The 19,807-nt window shown below is 68.7% G+C and carries 17 protein-coding genes; 3 read left to right on the top strand and 14 right to left on the bottom strand.

The window, feature by feature from the left end:
• Positions 1-44 precede the first annotated feature (44 nt).
• Positions 45-1,523 (top strand): IMP dehydrogenase, encoded by a 1,479-nt coding sequence (guaB, locus tag AL072_RS08465; protein WP_045580704.1) that lies wholly within the window; start codon positions 45-47, stop codon positions 1,521-1,523.
• 167 nt (positions 1,524-1,690) lie between these two features.
• On the opposite strand, the gene AL072_RS08470 is transcribed toward guaB, so the two are convergent.
• Positions 1,691-2,215: a hypothetical protein gene (locus tag AL072_RS08470; protein ID WP_045580703.1), complete on the bottom strand. Its 525-nt coding sequence runs from the start codon at positions 2,213-2,215 to the stop codon at positions 1,691-1,693.
• Positions 2,216-2,373: 158 nt separating this feature from the next.
• On the opposite strand from AL072_RS08470, the gene ligA reads away from it, so the two are divergent.
• Together ligA and AL072_RS08480 are read left to right on the top strand one after the other, a co-directional pair.
• Entirely contained in the window at positions 2,374-4,740 is a 2,367-nt protein-coding gene (gene ligA / locus AL072_RS08475; protein WP_045580702.1) for an NAD-dependent DNA ligase LigA, read from the top strand.
• Between the two features lie 261 nt (positions 4,741-5,001).
• A complete protein-coding gene (locus tag AL072_RS08480) occupies positions 5,002-5,421 on the top strand; it encodes a bacteriohemerythrin (protein ID WP_045580701.1) in 420 nt (139 codons plus the stop codon).
• A 245-nt stretch (positions 5,422-5,666) separates the two neighbouring features.
• Here AL072_RS08480 and lpxC read toward each other — a convergent pair whose 3' ends face one another.
• The 13 genes from lpxC to AL072_RS36240 form a co-directional block, all read right to left on the bottom strand.
• Positions 5,667-6,602 carry a UDP-3-O-acyl-N-acetylglucosamine deacetylase gene (gene lpxC / locus AL072_RS08485; RefSeq protein WP_245636628.1) on the bottom strand — a complete coding sequence of 312 codons (936 nt, stop codon included), beginning with the start codon at positions 6,600-6,602 and terminating at the stop codon, positions 5,667-5,669.
• Positions 6,603-6,988: 386 nt separating this feature from the next.
• The gene (gene ftsZ, locus AL072_RS08490; RefSeq protein ID WP_045580700.1) at positions 6,989-8,899 is read right to left on the bottom strand and encodes a cell division protein FtsZ; all 1,911 of its coding nucleotides are present in this window, start codon (positions 8,897-8,899) and stop codon (positions 6,989-6,991) included.
• A gap of 121 nt (positions 8,900-9,020) precedes the next feature.
• Positions 9,021-10,295: a cell division protein FtsA gene (gene ftsA, locus AL072_RS08495; protein WP_045582378.1), complete on the bottom strand. Its 1,275-nt coding sequence runs from the start codon at positions 10,293-10,295 to the stop codon at positions 9,021-9,023.
• Positions 10,296-10,380: 85 nt separating this feature from the next.
• Complete coding sequence (locus AL072_RS08500) at positions 10,381-11,343, bottom strand: cell division protein FtsQ/DivIB (RefSeq protein ID WP_045580699.1); 963 nt, start codon at positions 11,341-11,343, stop codon at positions 10,381-10,383.
• Positions 11,328-12,275 carry a D-alanine--D-alanine ligase gene (locus AL072_RS08505; protein ID WP_045580698.1) on the bottom strand — a complete coding sequence of 316 codons (948 nt, stop codon included), beginning with the start codon at positions 12,273-12,275 and terminating at the stop codon, positions 11,328-11,330. Before AL072_RS08505 ends, AL072_RS08500 begins: the two co-directional genes overlap by 16 nt.
• Positions 12,272-13,234 (bottom strand): UDP-N-acetylmuramate dehydrogenase, encoded by a 963-nt coding sequence (gene murB, locus AL072_RS08510; RefSeq protein ID WP_045580697.1) that lies wholly within the window; start codon positions 13,232-13,234, stop codon positions 12,272-12,274. The genes AL072_RS08505 and murB overlap by 4 nt, the downstream gene beginning before the upstream one ends.
• A complete protein-coding gene (gene murC, locus AL072_RS08515) occupies positions 13,231-14,649 on the bottom strand; it encodes a UDP-N-acetylmuramate--L-alanine ligase (protein ID WP_045580696.1) in 1,419 nt (472 codons plus the stop codon). Before murC ends, murB begins: the two co-directional genes overlap by 4 nt.
• A 3-nt stretch (positions 14,650-14,652) precedes the next feature.
• The gene (locus tag AL072_RS08520) at positions 14,653-14,892 is read right to left on the bottom strand and encodes a hypothetical protein (RefSeq protein WP_245636629.1); all 240 of its coding nucleotides are present in this window, start codon (positions 14,890-14,892) and stop codon (positions 14,653-14,655) included.
• An 8-nt stretch (positions 14,893-14,900) separates the two neighbouring features.
• Positions 14,901-16,166, bottom strand: coding sequence for an undecaprenyldiphospho-muramoylpentapeptide beta-N-acetylglucosaminyltransferase (gene murG / locus AL072_RS08525; protein ID WP_045580694.1), 1,266 nt, complete (start codon positions 16,164-16,166; stop codon positions 14,901-14,903).
• Positions 16,163-17,284, bottom strand: a complete 1,122-nt coding sequence (locus AL072_RS08530; RefSeq protein ID WP_045580693.1) for an FtsW/RodA/SpoVE family cell cycle protein — start codon at positions 17,282-17,284, stop codon at positions 16,163-16,165. Before AL072_RS08530 ends, murG begins: the two co-directional genes overlap by 4 nt.
• Positions 17,281-18,702, bottom strand: coding sequence for a UDP-N-acetylmuramoyl-L-alanine--D-glutamate ligase (murD, locus tag AL072_RS08535; RefSeq protein WP_045580692.1), 1,422 nt, complete (start codon positions 18,700-18,702; stop codon positions 17,281-17,283). Before murD ends, AL072_RS08530 begins: the two co-directional genes overlap by 4 nt.
• A gap of 13 nt (positions 18,703-18,715) precedes the next feature.
• On the bottom strand, positions 18,716-19,579 hold the full coding sequence (gene mraY / locus AL072_RS08540) for a phospho-N-acetylmuramoyl-pentapeptide-transferase (RefSeq protein ID WP_425388539.1): 864 nt from the start codon (positions 19,577-19,579) through the stop codon (positions 18,716-18,718).
• The gene (locus AL072_RS36240; protein ID WP_425388540.1) at positions 19,567-19,800 is read right to left on the bottom strand and encodes a hypothetical protein; all 234 of its coding nucleotides are present in this window, start codon (positions 19,798-19,800) and stop codon (positions 19,567-19,569) included. Before AL072_RS36240 ends, mraY begins: the two co-directional genes overlap by 13 nt.
• Positions 19,801-19,807: the final 7 nt, after the last annotated feature.

Here is a 19,807-nt window from a genome sequence, read left to right on the forward strand (position 1 = left end):
CTTGTGTATAAGTGCGCCACGTTTATCTTCCGGGAGATTCACACATGGCGCGCGACACGAAAATCCGCGAGGCCCTGACCTTCGACGACGTGCTGCTGGTTCCGGCCGAAAGCTCGGTCCTGCCGAACGACGTGGACACCCGGACAAGACTGACGAAGACCATCGAGCTGGGCATCCCGCTGATGTCGTCGGCGATGGATACGGTGACCGAGAGCCGTCTCGCCATCGCCATGGCCCAGGCCGGCGGCATCGGCGTCGTACACCGCAACCTGACCATCGCGCAGCAGGCCGAAGAGGTCCGCAAGGTCAAGCGGTTCGAATCGGGCATGGTCGTCAACCCGATCACCATCACGCCGAACGCCACGCTGGCCGACGCGCTGCAGCTGATGGCCGACCACCGCATCTCCGGCATTCCGGTGGTTGAGAGCCGCGACCAGCTCGGCAGCGGCACGCTGGTCGGCATGCTGACCAACCGCGACGTCCGCTTCGCCACCGACCCCAACCAGCCGGTCAGCGAACTGATGACCAAGGATCTGGTGACGGTCCGCGAGGGTGTCAGCCAGGAGGAAGGCAAGCGCCTGCTCCACCAGCACCGGATCGAGAAGCTGCTGGTCGTCGACGAGGATTACCGCTGCATCGGCCTCGTCACCGTCAAGGACATCGAGAAGGCGCAGGCCTATCCGAACGCCTGCAAGGACGGCAAGGGCCGCCTGCGCGTCGCCGCGGCCACCGGCACCGGCAATGACGGTCTCGCCCGGGCCGAGGCGCTGTTCGACGCCGGTGTCGACGTGCTGGTGGTCGATACCGCCCACGGCCATTCGGCCAAGGTGCTGGAGCAGGTCCGCGCCGCCCGCGCCATGTCCGGCTATACCCAGGTCATCGCCGGCAACGTCGCCACGTCGGAAGCCGCCAAGGCGCTGATCGATGCCGGCGTCGATGCCGTCAAGGTCGGCATCGGCCCCGGTTCGATCTGCACCACCCGCATCATCGCCGGTGTCGGCGTGCCGCAGCTGACCGCCGTCATGGATGTGGTCGACGAGTGCGAGAAGCACGGCATCCCGGTCATCGCCGACGGCGGCATCAAATATTCGGGCGATCTGGCCAAGGCGATCGCCGGCGGTGCCAGCGTCGCCATGCTGGGCAGCCTGTTCGCCGGCACCGACGAGAGCCCGGGCGAGGTCATCCTGTTCCAGGGACGCTCCTACAAGAGCTACCGCGGCATGGGCTCGGTCGGTGCCATGGCGCGCGGTTCGGCGGACCGCTACTTCCAGCAGGAGGTTTCGACCATGAAGCTGGTGCCGGAGGGCGTCGAAGGCCGCGTTCCCTACAAGGGTCCGGTCTCTGCCGTCATCCACCAGCTGGTCGGCGGCCTGCGCGCGGCGATGGGCTACACCGGCAGCGCCTCGATCGCCGAGATGCGCGAGAAGTGCCAGTTCGTCCGCATCACCAACGCCGGCCTGCGCGAAAGCCACGTCCACGACATCACCATCACCAACGAGTCGCCGAACTACCGGCAGGGCTGAGGGCGTTTGGGGGGAATCATCGGCTTCGATTGCCCCCTCCCTGACCCTCCCCCTCTTCGAGGGAGAGGGGACTGCCGCTCCTCCTTTGCATCACTCCGGCAAGCGTCCTGCCCCCTCTCCCGCGAAGCGGGGGAGGGATGGGGAGGGGGCATCATCGGGTGCAGCCCTCACATCCTCTGCGCCACCTGCTTCCAGGCCGCCCAGCCGCCCAGCCGCACGCCGACGGCGAGGCTGGTGAAGGGAATCCGCAGTTCGATGTCCCGCGGCTGGAAGAAGGTCAGCCGCTCCGGTTCGCCCCGCGCGTCGAACTCCAGCCGGGCGCCCTTGGGTTCCGGCGCATATTCGTCGCTCATCACCTGCCAGATTTCCAGGTCGCCGCCATGGTTGGCGACCTTGTACTGGCCGCAGCGCCAGTTGGTCGCCTCGCCGAGGCTGCCTTCCACCACCTTCTTGTCGCCCTCCATCCGCACGTCGCCGATGCCGGCGGCCTCGCCCTTCATTGATGGCCCCTGGGTCTCGGCCCGGAATCCCAGCCGCAGCCAGCCCGAACGGCTGGGCGGGATCAGACGGCGCACGGTGCGCGCGTCCTCCGCCGCGAAACGGTCGGGATCGTCGTAGAGGATGCGGTCCAGCGCGGCGGCGACGATCATGCGGTCGTCGATGCGCAGGCCCGGTGCGGCGGCATTTCTCATCGGAACAGGAAACTCCGGCGGGTGTACCCCTACTATATAGGGTCTCCCGCCGCCCGTCGCATGGATGCCGGGCGGCGGGACTCCCGCTCGCCCACGTCAGGCGCTATCCTGCGCGGCCGCGCTTCCCCGGAAGCCCCCGATTCGTCACGAGACGCGCCATGCAGGATCTGTTCGACACCCCGCCCAACCCCCGCACCATCGACGTCGAGGCGCTGACGCCGGAGCAGGCCCAGGCGGAACTCGCGGCGCTGGCCGCCGAGATCGCCCATCACGACCGGCTCTATCACCAGCAGGACCAGCCGGAGATTTCCGACGCCGACTATGACGGTCTGGTCCGCCGCAACCTCGCGATAGAGTCGCGCTTTCCCGAGCTGCGCCGTACCGATTCGCCCAGCCTCCGCGTCGGCGCCGCCCCGGCCGCCGGATTCGGCAAGGTGCGCCATGCGGTGCCGATGCTGTCGCTGGGCAATGCCTTTGCACCTGACGACGTGACCGAGTTCGATGCCCGCGTCCGCCGCTTCCTCGGCCTGTCCGACGAGGCGCCGCTGACCTTCGTGGCGGAGCCCAAGATCGACGGGCTGTCCTGCTCGCTGCGCTACGAGCGGGGCGAACTGGTGCTTGCCGCCACCCGCGGCGACGGGGCGGAGGGCGAGAACGTCACCGCCAACGTCCGCACCATCCGCGACGTTCCGCACCGGCTGCCGGCCCCGGTCCCCGACGTGCTGGAGGTCCGCGGCGAGGTCTACATGAACCGCGACGACTTCCTGGCGATGAACGCCGCCCGCGCCGAGCGGGAGGAGCCGCTGTTCGCCAACCCGCGCAACGCCGCCGCCGGCAGCTTGCGCCAGCTTGACCCCGCCATCACCGCCGGACGGCCGCTCTGCTTCTTCGGCTACGCGCTGGGCGAGGTTTCCGAGCCGATCGCCGAGACCCAGTGGGGCGTCCGCGAACGGCTGAAGGGCTGGGGCTTCCAGTTGAACCGTCCGGCCGAGCTGTGCGACGGCAAGGACAAGCTGCTGGCCTACTACGAGGGCATCGGCCGGCGGCGTGCCGGCCTGCCCTTCGACATCGACGGCGTCGTCTACAAGGTCGACAGCCTGGAGATGCAGCAGCGGCTCGGCTTCGTCAGCCGGGCGCCGCGCTGGGCCATCGCCCACAAGTTCCCGGCGGAGCAGGCGCAGACCCGGCTGAAGGCGATCACCATCCAGGTCGGCCGCACCGGCGCCCTCACCCCGGTAGCCGAACTGGAGGACATCACCGTCGGCGGCGTCGTGGTCAGCCGCGCCACCCTGCACAACGAGGACGAGATCGCCCGCAAGGACATCCGCGTCGGCGACCTCGTGGTGGTGCAGCGGGCCGGCGACGTCATCCCCCAGGTGGTGGAGGTGGTGCTGTCCCAGCGCCCCGCCGACTCGGAGCCCTATGTCCCGGTGGAGACCTGCCCGGTCTGCGGCAGCCTCGCCATCCGCGAGGCCGGCGAGGTGGTGCGCCGCTGCACCGGCGGCCTGATCTGCGCCGCGCAGGCAAAGGAGCGGCTGCGCCATTTCGTGTCGCGCAACGCCTTCGACATCGAAGGGCTGGGCGAGAAGATCATCGAGGAGTTCTGGGACGAGGGCTTCATCAAGTCGCCGGTCGACATCTTCACGCTGAAGGGCCGGGTCGAACTGATCGGCCGGCCGGGCTGGAAGGAGAAGTCGGTCGAGAACCTGTTCAAGGCGATCGAGCAGCGCCGCGCCGGCATCGAGCTGCACCGGGTGATCTTCGCGCTCGGCATCCGCCATGTCGGCGAGGTGACGGCCAAGTCGCTGGCCCGTCATTACAAGACGATGGATGGCTGGGTCGAGGCCATGCTGGCGGCAGGGCAGGCGATGCCGGGGCAGGAATGGCGCGACCTGCATGAACTGAACGGTGTCGGCCCGGTCACCGCCGACACCATCCTCGCCTGGTTCGCCGATCCGGAGAGCGCGTCCAAGCTGGACTTCTATGCCGGCAACGACGCACTGCGGCTGGAAACCATCATCGGCTCGCTCGGTATCAAGCGGCTGAACACGCGCGCCGCCCAGGCGCTGGCCACCCGCTACGGCACTCTTGCCGAGTGGCGGGCGGCGATGGAGCGGGCGGTGGCGCAGGCGCCCGGCCGGGCCTGGCTCGATCTGGCCGCGACGCCGGATGTCGGCGAGGTGGCGGCGGAGGAACTGGCCGGCTTCTTCGCCGAGGAGCGCAATCTCGCCGTCGTCCGCGGTCTTGCCGACAGGCTGACCGTGCTGGCGGCGGAGGTGCCGAAGGCCGGCAATTCCCCGGTTGCCGGCAAGACCGTGGTCTTCACCGGCACACTGGAGAAGATGACCCGGTCGGAGGCCAAGGCCCGCGCCGAATCCCTCGGTGCCAAGGTCGCCGGGTCGGTGTCGGGCAAGACCGACTATCTCGTCGCCGGTGCCGACGCCGGCAGCAAGGCGGCCAAGGCCAAGGAGTTGGGGGTCGAGATTTTGACCGAAGAGGACTGGCTCACCAAGATCGGCGGTTGAGCCCTGCCCGGCCTCCGGCCTTGCCAAAATGTCGCAGCCCCGTCCGGGCAGATTGACGACAGGGGCGGCGGGGAGTGAGATCAGAAAAGGCTGATACTCGAAGCAAGCGATTGCACGCCCCGGATCGATGTCAGGCGGGCGGCCCGGCCTTCGCGAGGAGGACGGTGCCATAGGGGGGAGACAACGACGGGCCGACAATGCCTGCACCCCTCCGCCCGGCGCCCGGAAGCGGGGCCAACAAAGGGGGAGAAAGGAAACGCCATGGAACCTATTCAGTGGTCGCGCTGGATGAGCGTCGGGAACGATGCGTTGGACGAGGATCATCGTGTCCTGATCGCCATCGTCAACAAGCTGTATGACGAAGCCGGCCGTCGGGATCCCGCCCTGATCGAAGCCATCCTGGATGAACTGATCGCCTACACCCGCCATCACTTCGCCGAGGAGGAGGCGGAGATGCAGCGGTTGAACTATCCGACCTTCGCAGCGCACAAGGCCTTGCACGACAAGCTGACCGGCCAGGTCGAAAGCTATCTCCGCGAGTTCCGCACCAACCGCGGCGGGATTTCCGGAGAGGAGGTGTTCCTGTTCTGCTCCGACTGGCTCGGCAAGCATATCCTGCGGGAGGACACCCGCTTCGGCGAATATGCCGACAACGAAGCGGAACTTGTCGTTGCCGAGTAGGGGATCGTGTTGGTTCCGTGAATCCTCTGCCTGAAGAAGATCTACTAAAATACTGGAATAATTCAAAATTATGAATATCGCGCATCCAATGTGCGCATTCTTTCAGAGCGCCCGACCCGAAAGGGGAGGGCGCTTTTCTTTTGGAGGATGCGGCGATCGGCGAGAGGGGAGGGGAGCCGGGCAAAGAAAAAGCCCTCCCCGGAAGGGGAGGGCAGGGCAGAGGCATGGAGGCGATGGTGTGCCGATCAGGCGACCGCGAGCTGCTCCAGATGGCGGTGGACGGACGGCAGCGCCATCGTCGTCTCGTACCGCCAGGCGCTGCGGTCGGCGAACAGCGCGCGCAGCAGTTGGTTGTTCAGCGCGTGGCCGGACCGCACGCCGTGGAAATGCCCGATGATCGGGGCGCCGGCCAGATACAGGTCGCCGACGGCGTCAAGGATCTTGTGGCGCACGAACTCGTCGCTGAAGCGCAGGCCCTCGGCATTCATCACCGTGTCGCCGGAGATGACCACTGCATTGTCCAGCGAGCCGCCGCGGGCGAGGCCCATCTTGCGCAGCCCCTCGACCTCGTGCAGGAAGCCGAAGGTGCGGGCGCGGCTGATCTCGTCCTTGAAGCTGTCGGCATCCATCTCCACCGCGCGGGACTGGCGGGAGATGGCGGCGCTGTCGAAATCGATCTCGAAGCTGTAGGTGGTGGCGTCGTCCGGCGTGAAGGATGCGCTCTTGATGCCGTCGCCGATGGCAACCGGCTTCAGGATGCGGATGATCCGCCGCGGAGCCTTCTGAACAGCGATGCCGGCATGCTCGATGGCTGCGACGAAGGGGGCGGCGCTGCCATCCATGATCGGCACCTCGATGCCGTCCAGCGACACGGTGGCGTTGTCGATGCCGCAGCCGGCCAGTGCCGACATCAGGTGCTCGATCGTGCCGACGGTGGTGCCGTGCTCGTTACCGATCACGGTGCAGAGCCGCGTGTCCACCACCGTATCCCAGCGCGCCGGGATGATGGCGGCGGCACCCTGGCGGTCGGTGCGGATGAAGGTGATGCCGGAATTCGCATCGGCCGGCGAAATCGTCAGCGTGACGATGACGCCCGAATGCAGCCCGACGCCGGCGATGGTGACCGCCTTCTTCAAGGTCTGCTGGAACATGCCATCCGCGTTGCTGCGATTGTTGGCCACGATGTCTTTTCCATCTTGGTCTGAACGAAATGGTTCTCGGCGATGCCGTGCCGGATGATCTTGGAAGATCATCGCGCCGGCGGCTTTCGCTTTCGACCATGCTGATAGGTAACACCGGAGCTCGGAAATCGGCAAATCACTCATTGTTACCGTTTGTTGCAGGGCAAAAGAGGCAGGAATCCCAAATAATCCGCCGTACATCTATTTGGACGCCGCAACAAAAAAGCCCCGGAGACACGGAGGGTGTCCCGGGGTTCCGAAGGTTCGGTCAGGTTGTGGAGCCGCCGTCGCCGCGATTGGGAGGCTGCGGCGACGGCGGTTATCTCCGGCTTTCGCCGGGATCGGTCGACCGCCACGCCGTGGCGGCGGTCAGGATCGGTCGGTCCTCAGTTGGCCTGCCGGCGCAGGAAGGCCGGAATGTCCAGCTCCTCCTGCTCACCCGGCTTGGCATCGGCCCGCGGAGCGGGAGCCATCGGCTGCGGGGCGGCCGGGTAGCTCTGCTGGTGGACGGCCGGGGCCTGCTGCGGCTGCTGTTGCGGCTGCTGCGGAGCGGCGGGATAGCCCTGCGGCGCCTGCTGGTACCCCTGCGGCGCCTGTTGCGGATAGGCGGGCTGCTGCTGCGGGTAGCCTTGCGGCGCCGGCTGATAGGCCTGCTGCGGCGCCGGCTGGTGGTGCTGCGGGGCATGCTGGTAGGTCTGCGGGGCGGGTTGCGGGGCCTGCTGCGGCGGCACCGGATCCGACTTGCGGCCGAGACCGGTGACCAGACCGAACAGGAAATTGCCCTTGCGGGCCGGAGCCGGTTCCGGCGCGGGCGCCGGAGCCGGGCCGACCGACAGGCCGCCCGGATGCTGCGGCTGCTGATGTTGCGGCTGGTGCTGCGGGGCATGTTGGTGCTGCGGGGCGGCCAGCGGGGCCTGCGGCTGCATCGGGGCCTGCTGCTGCGGCATCGGCTGCTGCTGCGGGGCCGTCATCGGGGCGGCGCCGACGGTCATCGGCTGGCGCGGGCCGGCATCGGCGGGCTTCGGCGCGAAGAAGTGGCCGCCCTGGTTCTCACCGTGCAGCGGACCGGCGGCCGGCTTCTGGGCTTCGGCGGCGGCATGCTGCGCGGCGTTGTGCTGGGCCGCGGCATGTGCCGGGTCATGCTGGATCGCGGCGGCGCCGGCGGTCACCGGCTGCGGGGTGCGCAGGCCGGCCGCGGCGCTGGGGATCGCCGAGGCCGGGGCGGCGGCCGGGGCGCCGGTCAGGTTGCCGGGAGCCGCCGGCTTCTTGGCGCGGTCGCCGCCGATCAGCGACAGGTTGACCGGGTGGAGGGTGCGCGGGTTGGCCATCGCCGCGGCGTCGATGCCGGTGGCGACGACCGAGACGCGCATCACCCCATCCAGCGAACTGTCGAAGGTCGAGCCGAAGATGATGTTGGCGTCGGGATCGACCTCGTCGCGGACGCGGTTGGCCGCCTCGTCGACCTCGAACAGGGTCATGTCGTAGCCGCCGGTGATGTTGATCAGGACGCCGCGGGCACCCTTCATCGACACGTCGTCCAGCAGCGGGTTGGAGATGGCGGCCTCGGCGGCCTCGATGGCGCGGCGTTCGCCGTTGGCTTCGCCGGTGCCCATCATCGCCTTGCCCATTTCGGTCATGACGGACCGGATGTCGGCGAAATCCAGGTTGATCAGGCCGGGCATCACCATCAGGTCGGTGACGCCGCGCACGCCCGAATGCAGAACGTCGTCGGCCATCTTGAAGGCGTCCGCGAAGGTCGTCTTCTCGTTGGCGATGCGGAACAGGTTCTGGTTCGGGATGATGATCAGGGTGTCGACATACTGCTGCAGCTCGGCGATGCCGCCCTCGGCCAGCCGCATGCGGTGGCCGCCCTCGAAATGGAAGGGCTTGGTGACGACGCCGACGGTCAGGATGCCGCGTTCTCGGGCCGCGCGCGCGATGACCGGCGCCGCACCGGTACCGGTGCCGCCGCCCATGCCGGCGGTGATGAACACCATGTTGGAGCCTTCGAGATACTGGACGATCTCGTCGATCTGCTCCTCGGCCGAGGCGCGGCCGACATCCGGCTTGGAGCCGGCGCCGAGGCCGCGGGTGGTTCCGGTGCCGAGCTGGATGCGCTTCTCGCACAAGGAACCCTTGAGCGCCTGCGCGTCGGTGTTGCCGACGACGAAGTCCACGCCTTCCAGGTTCGACTTGATCATGTTGTTGACGGCGTTGCCGCCGGCGCCGCCGACGCCGAAGACTGTGATGCGCGGCTTCAGCTCGGGCTCGATTTGGGGAATTGTCACGTTGATCATCGTATTCAGGCCTCCACAACCTGTTTTCGTTGGGTTTGATGTTTGATATGCCGCGACCGGCGCCCGGTTGTGTCCGGTGTCTGTCCGATCGGGAATCGGTGGATCGCCATGGGGAGACTCATCAGAGATTCTCCCGCAGCCACAGGCCGACGCGGCCCAGGAGCCCGCTGGATGCGACCGCCTCCTGGCCGGTCACCATCAGCTCCGTCGGGTTGCGGACGGCGTGCAGAAGCAGGCCCGCGACCGTCGCGAAGGCAGGACCGCCATGCGCCTCCTCGAGACCGGCGATCCGGGTCGGACGGGCGATGCGGACCTGTTTGTCCAGGATCGGCGAGGCGAGGTCGCGCGTGTTGGGCAGCTGGCTGGCGCCGCCGGTCAGCACGACGCGGCGGCCGACCAGCCGGGAATGGCCCGACTGCTCGATGGCGCTGCGCACCTCCTCGAAGATTTCCTCCATCCTGGCCTGGATGATGCTGACCAGGAAGGAGCGCGGATGGCTGGCGGTGCCGCTGCCGCTGCGCTCGTCCTCGCCGATCTGCGGCACCTCGATCATCTCGCGCTCGTCGGCCGGGTTCACCCGGGCGCTGCCGGACAGCACCTTCAGCCGTTCGGCATGGACCAGCGGCGTGGTCAGGCCATGGGCGATGTCGTTGGTGACGTGCCGCCCGCCGAGCGGCACGAAGCCGGTCCATATCAGGTTGCCCTCGGCGAAGATCGAGATTGTGGTGCCGCCGCCGCCGATGTCGACGCAGGCGGCGCCCATCTCCATCTCGTCCTCGACCAGACAGGCGAGGCCGGAGGCGAAGGGGCTGACCACGATGGACTCGATGTTCAGGTGGCAGCGTGCGATGCAGGCGTGCAGCGTGCGGATGGCGCCGGCCGCCGCGGTGACGACATGCAGCTGGGCGCCCAGCGCGTGGCCGCTCATCCCCTTGGGATCGCGGATGCCGCGGCTGCTGTCCAGGGTGAAGCCCAGGGGTATGGTGTGGATCAGCGCCTGGTCGGGGCCGGCCTGGAGGGTGCGGGCATGGGCCATGGCGCGGCGGATGTCGCCCTCCGTCACCTCCTGGCCGGAAACGGGAACGCTGGCGGTGAAGGCGTGGGAGCGCGGATGGCCCATCGACAGGTTGACCACAACGTCATGCACCGTCTCGCCTGCCATCTGCTCGGCCGCATGCACGGCGGCGCCGATCGAGGTTTCCGCCGCTTCCATGTCGATGATGGTCCCGGCGCGGATGCCCGTGGCGATCTGGTGGCCGACGCCGATCACGCGGAGCGAGCCGGGCTCGTCCATCCGCGCGATGACGCAGCACACCTTCGTCGAGCCGACGTCCAGCGCCGTGACGATTCCGCCACGTGCTGGCCGCTTCGGCTTCTTGGCGCCGTTAAGTCCCATACCGAACATGCCCCCCAAGTCTTTCCTCACTCCTGTCTTCACACAGCAATCGGTGCTTCCCCACAAGCACCCGCCGCTGGGCGGCTTACGATTTCTTGCCGTTCTTCTTCTTGGTATCGTCCTCCCAGCCCGGAAGCTGGGCGGTGGCCGAGGTCTGGATCGCCGCGCGCTCGGGCTGGCGCAGGTCGATGGCGACGATGTCGCGGTCGAGCACATGGCTGGCCGTGTGCATCTGCTCCAGCTGGCGCAGGGCCCGGCGCATCTCGGTCGTGCCTTCCGGCAGCTTCACCGTCACGCCATTGCTCAGCTGCAGGTTCCAGCGGCGGTCGCTGATCCAGCTGGCCGACGACAGCATCGGGGCGATGGTGGGGGCGTTGTCCAGCGCCGTCAGCAGGGTGTGGACCTGCTGCGGCGCGTTGGCGCCGATCACCTGGGGCAGGGTCTCGATGCGCTGGTTGCCGCGGCGCGCCAGCTCCGCCGCATCGGCCAGCGGCCGGCCGGCGCGGTCGATGACGGTGAACTGCCGCTCGTGCTGCCAGATCGCCATCGGCTGGCGTTCCGACAGGCGGATGTAGAGGAAGCCAGGCAGCCGCCGCTCGATGGAGGCCGACGACACCCAGGGCAGTTCCTCCAGCCGCTGCTTGGCCTCGGCGAGGTCGATCGACAGGATCGGTTCGCCCCGGCGCACGCCCAGCGCGTCGAGCACGGCGTCGCGCTCGGTCTCGCTGCGGCCGACCACCAGGATTTCCGACAGGCGGAAGCCCATGTCGCCGGTGGTCTGGATGACGCTGTCCCGCACCGCATCCAGCGTGTCGGCCAGGTTGCCGCGCTTCCAGGTCGATCCGGCCGTAGCGGTCAGCGCCAGCACCGGGGTCAGGATCAGCGCCGTCTTGACGGCCGAGCGGGTCCAGCGCGGCCAGGCGCGGCGCCGCTTGCCTTTCTCCGCCGACGCGGCCATGGCGCGCGGCGGGGTCGGCATCTCGTCCCGGGCCCGCGCGCCGGCGGCGGCGGCGCGGAAGTCCGGGTTGGCCATCAGGCGAGCTGACATGCGGCATTCTCCACCAGCCAGCCGACCAGCGCGCCGTAGGTGATCCCCACATGCGCGGCCTGTTCGGGCACCAGCGACAGGGGCGTCATCCCCGGCTGGTTGTTGATCTCCAGGAAATACAGACCGTCGGTTCCCGGCCGGCTGTCGTCCCAGCGGAAGTCGCTGCGCGACACGCCCCGGCAGCCCAGGGTGTGGTGCGCCAGCACCGCCAGCCGTTTCGCCTCCTCCGCAACGACCTCGGGGATCGCGGCGGGGATGGTGTGGACGGCATGGCCGGCACTGTATTTCGCGGTATAGTCGTAGACCTGTGCCTGGAAGGCGATCTCGGTAACCGCCAGTGCGCGGTCACCCATGACACCCACGGTCAGCTCACGACCAGGAATGAACTCTTCGACCAGCGCGCGTTCCCCGAAGGTCCACGCATCGCCGACCGGGCTGTTCTGCCCTTCGCGGACCAGGGTTACGCCAACGGTCGAGCCTTCGTCCACAGGCTTGACGATATAGGGCGCCGGCATGGGGTGGGTACCGCCGGTGATCTCCCCACGTGACAGAACCATGCCTTTGGGGGAGCGCACGCCGGCCGTCTCCAGCACCCGCTTGGTCATCGCCTTGTCCATGGCGATGGCCGACGCCTGGACGCCGGAATGGGTGTAGGGCAAACCCAGGAATTCCAGGATGCCCTGAATCGTCCCGTCCTCGCCGCCGCGGCCGTGCAGGGCGTTGAACACCACGTCGGGGCGCGGGTGGGTCAGCGCCTGCATCAGCCCGCCCAGGTCGCGCTGCACGTCGATGGCGGTGACGCGGTAGCCTTCCTCTTCCAGCGCCTTGGCGACGCCGGCGCCGCTGACCAGCGACACCTCGCGCTCGGCCGACCAGCCGCCCATCAGGACGGCGACATGCTTCTTGTGGGCGTGCAGCAGGGCTTCGGTCATTGGGCGGTGCTTTCTTCGGCGGCCGGGACGCCGATTCGCTTGATTTCCCATTCCAGCGTCACGCCGCTGGTCTCGAACACGCGGCGGCGGACCTCCTCGCCCAGCGCTTCCAGCTGGGCGGCGGTGGCAGCGCCGTTGTTGATCAGAAAGTTGCAGTGCATTTCCGACACCTGGGCGCCGCCGATGGCCAGGCCGCGGCAACCGGCCTTGTCGATCAGTTCCCAGGCTTTGTAACCGTCGGGATTCTTGAAGGTCGAGCCGCCGGTGCGCGAGCGGACCGGCTGGCTGTCGGCGCGCTTGGAGGATATCTCCGCCATGCGTCGCGCGATCTCCAGCGGGTTGCCGGGCTCGCCGCGCAGGACGGCGCCGGTGAAGATGCAATCCTCCGGGACGCCGCTGTGGCGGTAGGTGAAGCCCATGGCGGCATGGTTGAACTCCAGCCGCCGGCCGTCGCGCGCCACCGCAGTGGCGGAGACAAGCACATCGGCCAGCTCGCGGCCATAAGCGCCGCCGTTCATGCGCAGCGCGCCGCCGACGGTGCCGGGAATCCCCGACAGGAACTCCAGCCCCCCGATCCCGGCGTCGCGGGCGACCATGGCGACGTTGAGGTCGAGCGCCGCGGCCCCCGCCGTCAGCGTCATGCCGTCCCCGGTCCCATCCGCCACGATATCGGTGAAGCCGCGGCCGAGCCGGATGGTGACGCCCGGCACGCCGCCGTCCCGCACCAGCAGGTTGGAGGCGACGCCGATCACCGTCACCGGCACCTCGGCCGGCAGAGCGGCCAGGAACCCAGCCAGATCGTCGGCGTCGGCCGGGCGGAACATCACCTCGGCCGGGCCGCCGACGCGGAACCATGTCACCGACGCCAGCGGGGCGTCGGCGGTCAGCCGGCCGCGCACCGCGGGCATACGTCCGATCAGATGGCCGTCTGGGGCGTTCATGCGCGGGGCCGCCTTCATCGCGCCGCGCCATAGAGGGCGGACAACTCGCCCGGCAGTGCATTGGCCCATTGGGTGATGTTGCCGGCGCCCAGGCAGACGACGAAGTCGCCGGTCTTGGCCATCTCGCGCACCACCTGGGCCAGCTCCTGCGGGGTGTGCAGGGCCACGACATGGCGATGGCCGTGCATGCGCAGTCCCTCGACCAGGCTGTCGCGGCTGACGCCCTCGATCGGTGCCTCGCCGGCGGCATAGACGTCGGCGACGATCACGGCGTCGGCGTCGTTGAAGCAGGTGCAGAATTCCTCGAACAGGGCGGCGAGGCGCGAGTAGCGGTGCGGCTGGACCACCGCGATGGTGCGGCCGGTGCCGGCGGTGCGCGCGGCCTTCAGCACGGCGGCGATCTCCACCGGATGGTGGCCGTAATCGTCGATGACGGTGATGCCGTTGGTCTCGCCGGTCTTTGTGAAGCGGCGCTTCACGCCCTGGAACTTGGCCATACTGTCGCGCATCACCACGTCGGGCAGCCCCATCTCGTTGCCGACGGCGAAGCAGGCGAGGGAGTTCTGGACGTTGTGCGGCCCGTACATCGGCAGGCGCACGCCCGCGATGGCGCGGCTCTCGCCGGTGTGGCGGTCGTAGATCAGCACGTCGTACTTTGCGCCGTCGGTGCCCAGCTCGACGTTGACCGCGCGGATATCGGCCTGCGGCGAGAAGCCGTAGGTGACGATGCGGCGGTCGGACACGCGCGGGATCATCGCCTGCACTTCGGGGTGGTCGATGCAGAGCGCGGCGAAGCCGTAGAAGGGAATGTTCTGGACGAAGCTGTCGAAGGCGGCCCGCGCATTGTCGAAGGTGCCGTAGAAGTCCAGATGCTCCGGGTCCATGTTGGTGACGACGGCGATGCAGGCCGGCAGCTTGACGAAGGTGCCGTCGCTCTCGTCAGCCTCGACCACCATCCAGTCGCCGGTGCCGAGCCGGGTGTTGGAGCCGTAGGCGTTGATGATGCCGCCGTTGATGACGGTCGGGTCGAGGTTCGCGTGCTCCAGCATATGGCCGACCATCGAGGTCGTCGTGGTCTTGCCGTGGGTGCCGCCGATGGCGATCGCCCATTTCAGCCGCATCAGCTCGCCCAGCATCTCGGCGCGGCGGACCACCGGCACCAATGCTGCGCGGGCGGCCACCACCTCCGGGTTGTCGCGCTTGACGGCGGAGGAGACGACGATCACGGCGGCGCCGGCGATGTTCTCGCCGCGATGGCCGACGAACACCGTGATGCCCAGCTCGCGCAGGCGCTTGACGTTGGCGTTCTCGGCGAGGTCGGAGCCCTGGACGGTATAGCCCAGGTTCCGCAGCACCTCGGCGATGCCGCTCATGCCGATGCCGCCGATGCCGACGAAGTGGATGGTGCCGATCGAGAGGGGGAGGGCGCGCATGTCTTACTTTCCGCGGCGAAGCATCAGGCGAAGGGTGGCGTCGACCGCCCCGTCGGAGAGGTCGGGGGGAAGGGGTTGCGATCCGTGGATCATCGACAGGCGGTCGCGCAGGAAACCGCCTTCGGCGAGGAATCGCGGAACCAGCGGACAGCCCGGACGGTTGTACCAGCCGCCCTCGGTCCGCGTCATGTCCGCCGGCCAGTCCTGCAGGGGACGCGGTGTCCGCCGGGTGAGATTCCGCATGGTCTTGATCATTCCGCGGCCCCCTTGGCGCTGGACCCGGCGGCGGACGGCCGGGCGTGGGATTGGTCGTGGGATTGGTCGTGGGTCTGGTCGTGATCGGCCCGGCTCACGCCGGCGCCATGAACACCCGTGCTGTTGGCGGCGCTCCCGCCGGCTCCCAGCATCGCCAGGACGGCGTCGGCCAGCGCGGTGGCGGCGTCGGCGGTGCCCCAGCCGTGGGCGGCGCCGGCGGCGTCGGCCAGTGCCTGCGGATCGGCCAGCAGTCCGGCCAGCCGGTCGGCCAGGGCCTGCGCGGTGAAGGCAGGCTGCGGGATCGGCCAGGCGGCGCCGGCCTCGGCCAGATGGCGGGCGTTGGCGGCCTGATGGTCGTCGGTGGCGAAGGGGTAGGGCACCAGGATCGCCGGGCGGCCGATGCAGGTCAGCTCGGCGATGGTCGAGGCGCCGGCGCGGGTGATGGCGAGGTGGCAGGCGGCAAGCCGGTCCGGCACGTCGCGGAAGAAGGTCTGCAACTCCAGCCGCGCGAGGCCCAGCGGCTCCAGCGCGTCGCGAGCGGCCTCCAGGTCTTCCGGCCGGCACTGCTGCGCCAGATGGATGCGGGCGCGCAACTCCTCCGGCAGCAGGGCGAGGGCGGCCGGGACGATCTCGGAGAAGACGCGGGCGCCCTGGCTGCCGCCCATCACCAGCAGACGGACCGGGCCGCCGGCTTCGGGTGCGGCATAGGGGGCGAGCCGGCGGGCGGACACCGCCGGACGCACCGGATTGCCGGTACGGACGATCTTGGCGCGCTGCTCCTCGCCCAGCTTCTCGATGCCGGGGAAGGCGACGGCCAGCCTGCGGGCTCCGGCGATCAGCATCCGGTTGGCGCGGCCCAGCACGGCGTTCTGTTCGTGCAGCAGGGCCGGCACGCGCGACTGGACCGCGGCATAGACGGTGGGGACGGACGGGTAGCCGCCGAAGCCGACCACCGCGGCGGGGTCGAGCTGGCGCATCAGCGACCGCGCCTCCAGCAGGCCGAGCCCCATCTGCAGCGCGGCCTTCAGCTTGCCGATCAGGCCGGCGCCGGGGGAGGCGGCGCGGATGCGGTGCACCGGCACCTCGGGCAGGGTGTCGCCGAAGGCCTGGCCGCGCTTGTCGGTGACCAGCGTCACGGCGCGGCCGCGGGCCAGCAGCTCGCGCGCCAGCGCCTCGGCCGGGAACATGTGCCCGCCGGTGCCGCCTGCGGCCAGCACGATCACCTTGTGCGCGGTGGGATCCAAGTCCGTCGGCCTCCTCATTCCAGCGGGCCGAAGCGCTTGCGTGTCAAAGCCAGAACCATGCCCATACCGAAGCCGAGTGCCAGCAGCGAGGAGCCGCCGTAGGAAATGAAAGGCAGGGTCATGCCCTTCGTCGGCATGAGATGCAAGGACGATCCCATGTTGATCGCCGCCTGAAGCCCGAACTGGATCAGCAGGCCGGCGGCCGCCAGCAGGACGAAGTAATTGTTGTCGTTGAAGACCCGTGCGAACCCGCGCAACACGACGAAGGCGAACAGCACCACCAACCCGAGGCAGAAGATCAGGCCCAGCTCTTCCCCGGCGACCGCGAAGATGAAATCGGCATGGCTGTCGGGCAGGTAGAACTTCACCGTGCCCTGGCCGGGGCCGGTGCCCATCAGCCCGCCGTTGGCGAATGCCTCCAGCGAGCGGTTGACCTGATAGTTGTCGCCGGCATGGGGGTCGAGGAAACGGTCGATGCGGCTGGTGACGTGCGGCAGCGTGTAATAGGCGCCGATCAGCCCGACCACGCCCAGCCCGCCGAGCCCCATCACCAGGACGAGGTTCAGCCCGGCCAGGAAGAACTGGGTGAACCACACCGCGGAGACGACGAAGGTCATGCCGAGGTCGGGCTGCAGGATCAGGCCGGCCATGGTGACGCCGTAGAGCACGATCGACACCAGCGCGCCCGGGAAGCCCGGATTGGTGCGCGAGAGCGAGAACAGCCAGGCCGCCACTACCGCGAAGGCCGGCTTGACGAACTCGGACGGCTGGATCGACAGGCCGGGCACATGGATCCAGCGCCGGGCGCCCTTGATCTCGACGCCCACCACCAGCGTGGCGTAGACCAGCAGGACCGACAGCAGGAACACGCCCAGCGCCACCCGCCGCACGCCGCGCGGGCTGAGCAGCGAGACGCCGATCATGATGATGATCGCGGGGATCAGCATCATCAGGTGGCGTTCGACGAAATAGAAGGTGTCCTGGATGCCGATGCGTTCGGCCACCGGCGGGCTGGCCGCGGTGATCAGCACGGTGCCGAGAAACATCAGCAGGGCGACGGCGCCCAGCTGCCAGCGGTCGACCGTCCACCACCAGCGGCCGAAGATAGATTGGTCGGTGCGGTCGAAGGTGATCATGCACTGCCCCCGCTGGTCCCGCCGCCGCTGTTCGCATGCGCGCCGATGATGCCCGCGACATAGGCCGAGAAGGCTTCGCCGCGCTTCTCGAAATTGGCAAACTGGTCCCACGACGCGCAAGCTGGGGACAACAGCACGCAGGCGCCCTCCAGCCGCTCCGCCAGCGCCATGCCGGCCGCCTTCGCGGTGGCGACGTCCAGCGTGCCGCACCGTGTATAGGCAATGCCCTGCGCGTCGAGCCATGCGGCGAATTGATCCTGGGCCTCGCCGATCAGGAAGGCGTGGCGGACGCGGCCCCCGTAGCCCTCGAGCCCGTTCAGTCCGGTGTCCTTGGCCTGTCCGCCGAGGATCCAGTAGATCGGGTCGAAGGTGGCGAGCGCCTTTTCGGTCGCGTCGGCGTTGGTCGCCTTGCTGTCGTTGACGAAGCGCACGCCCTCCAGGCTGCCGACCAGCTGCTGTCGGTGGGCGAGGCCGGGGAAATTCGCCATTGCCGCAACGATTGCCGGGGCCGGCAGGCCGGCGGCCTTGCAGGCGGCGAAGGCCGCGGCGGCATTCTGCCAATTGTGGGCGCCCAGCAGGGTCGGCAGCGTTGACAGCTCCACCACCCGCGCGGCCGCGCCGTCGGTGTCGTCGACCAGCCAGCCCTCGGCGGCATAGACGCCGCCCGCCACCGGCCCTTGCGCCGAGACCGGCCAGATGCGCTGGTCGCCGGCCGCCACGAGATCGGCATGGATTTTCCGGCAATGCTCGTCATCCACGCCGATCACCGCGGTGCGCGGCCGGGTCTGGCGGTGGAAGATCAGCGTCTTGGCGGCGATGTAGCCGTCCATCCCGCCATGGCGGGCGAGATGGTCGGGGGTGATGTTCAGCAGGACGGCGATGTCGAAGGTGATGGAGTGGGTCAGCTCCAGCTGGTAGCTCGACATTTCCAGGATGCAGGTGCCGCCCGATCCCAGCGGGTCGAAGCTCAGCACCGGCGTGCCGAGATTGCCGCCCACCGCGATCCGGCGGCCGGCCGCCGCCATGATGTGGCCGATCAGCGTGGTGGTGGTCGACTTGCCGTTGGTGCCGGTGATGCCGATGAAGGCGCAGTCGCGCTCGGCCCGGCCCAGCAACTCGATGTCGCAGATCAGTTCGATCCCCAGCGCGCGGGCGCGCTCGGCCACCGGGTGCGGCTTGGGGTGGGTGTGGGGGATGCCGGGCGACCAGACGATGGTGGTCAGGTCCGACAGGTCGGCGGTGGCGAGATCGGCGACGGCGAAGCCTTCGGCCTCCGCCGCGGCGCGCGAGGCGGGGTTGTCGTCCCACACCCGCACCTCGGCCCCGCTGTCGCGCAGCGCCCGGGCTGTGGCGAGGCCGGACTTGCCCAGCCCCATCACCGCCACCGGCAGCTCCTGCATGTAGAACAGGTCGATCATCGCCGGTCCCCCCTCAGCGCAGCTTCAGCGTGGACAGGCCGACCAGCGCCAGGATCGAGGCGATGATCCAGAAGCGGATCACCACCGTCGGTTCGGCCCAGCCCTTCTTCTCGAAATGATGATGCAGCGGCGCCATGCGGAAGACCCGCTTGCCGGTCAGCTTGAAGGAGGCGACCTGGACGATGACCGACACCGTCTCCAGCACGAACAGGCCGCCGATGATGGCGAGCACGATCTCGTGCTTGGTCACCACGCTGACGGCGCCCAGCGCGCCGCCCAGCGACAGCGACCCGGTGTCGCCCATGAAGACCATGGCCGGCGGGGCGTTGTACCACAGGAAGCCCAACCCGGCGCCGACCAGCGCGCCGCAGAAGATCGTCAGCTCGCCCGATCCCGGCACATGGTGGATTTGCAGGTAGTTGGCGAAGATCGCGTTGCCCGACAGGTAGGAGATCAGGCCGAAGCAGCCGGCGGCGATCATCGTCGGCACGATGGCGAGCCCGTCCAGCCCGTCGGTCAGGTTCACCGAGTTCGACGCGCCGACCATGATGAAGGCGCCGAAGGGGACGAAGAACCAGGACAGCTGGATCAGGAAATCCTTGACGAAGGGAACCGCCACGCCGCCCGACAGCGGCGGGGCCGACACCCACATGATCAGCGCCGAGGCGACCAGCCCGATGGCGATCTCCCAGCCCAGGCGGAAGCGGCCCGACAGTCCCTTGGTGTTGCGCTTGGTCAGCTTCAGATAGTCGTCGCCGAAGCCGATCAGGCCGTAGCCGATGGTGACCAGCAGCACGATCCAGATGTAGGCGTTGGTCAGGTCGGCCCACAGCAGGGTGCTGACCGTCATGGCGATCAGGATCATCAGGCCGCCCATGGGGGCGTGCCCTTCTTCTTGAAGTGGGACTCCGGGCCGTCGGCGCGGATGGGCTGTCCTTCGCCCTGCTTGTGCTTCAGCCAGGCGATCAGGCGCGGAAAGAACACGAAGCTGATGACCAGCGACGTGATCACGGCGCCGCCGGTCCGGAAGGTCAGGTACCGGAACAGGTTGAACGGCGTGAAGACGTCGGCCAGACCGAAGAGGAGATTGTAGAGCATTTGGGTC

The sequence above is a fragment of the Azospirillum thiophilum genome, from assembly GCF_001305595.1.
In the GTDB taxonomy this organism is placed as follows: Bacteria; Pseudomonadota; Alphaproteobacteria; order Azospirillales; family Azospirillaceae; genus Azospirillum; species Azospirillum thiophilum.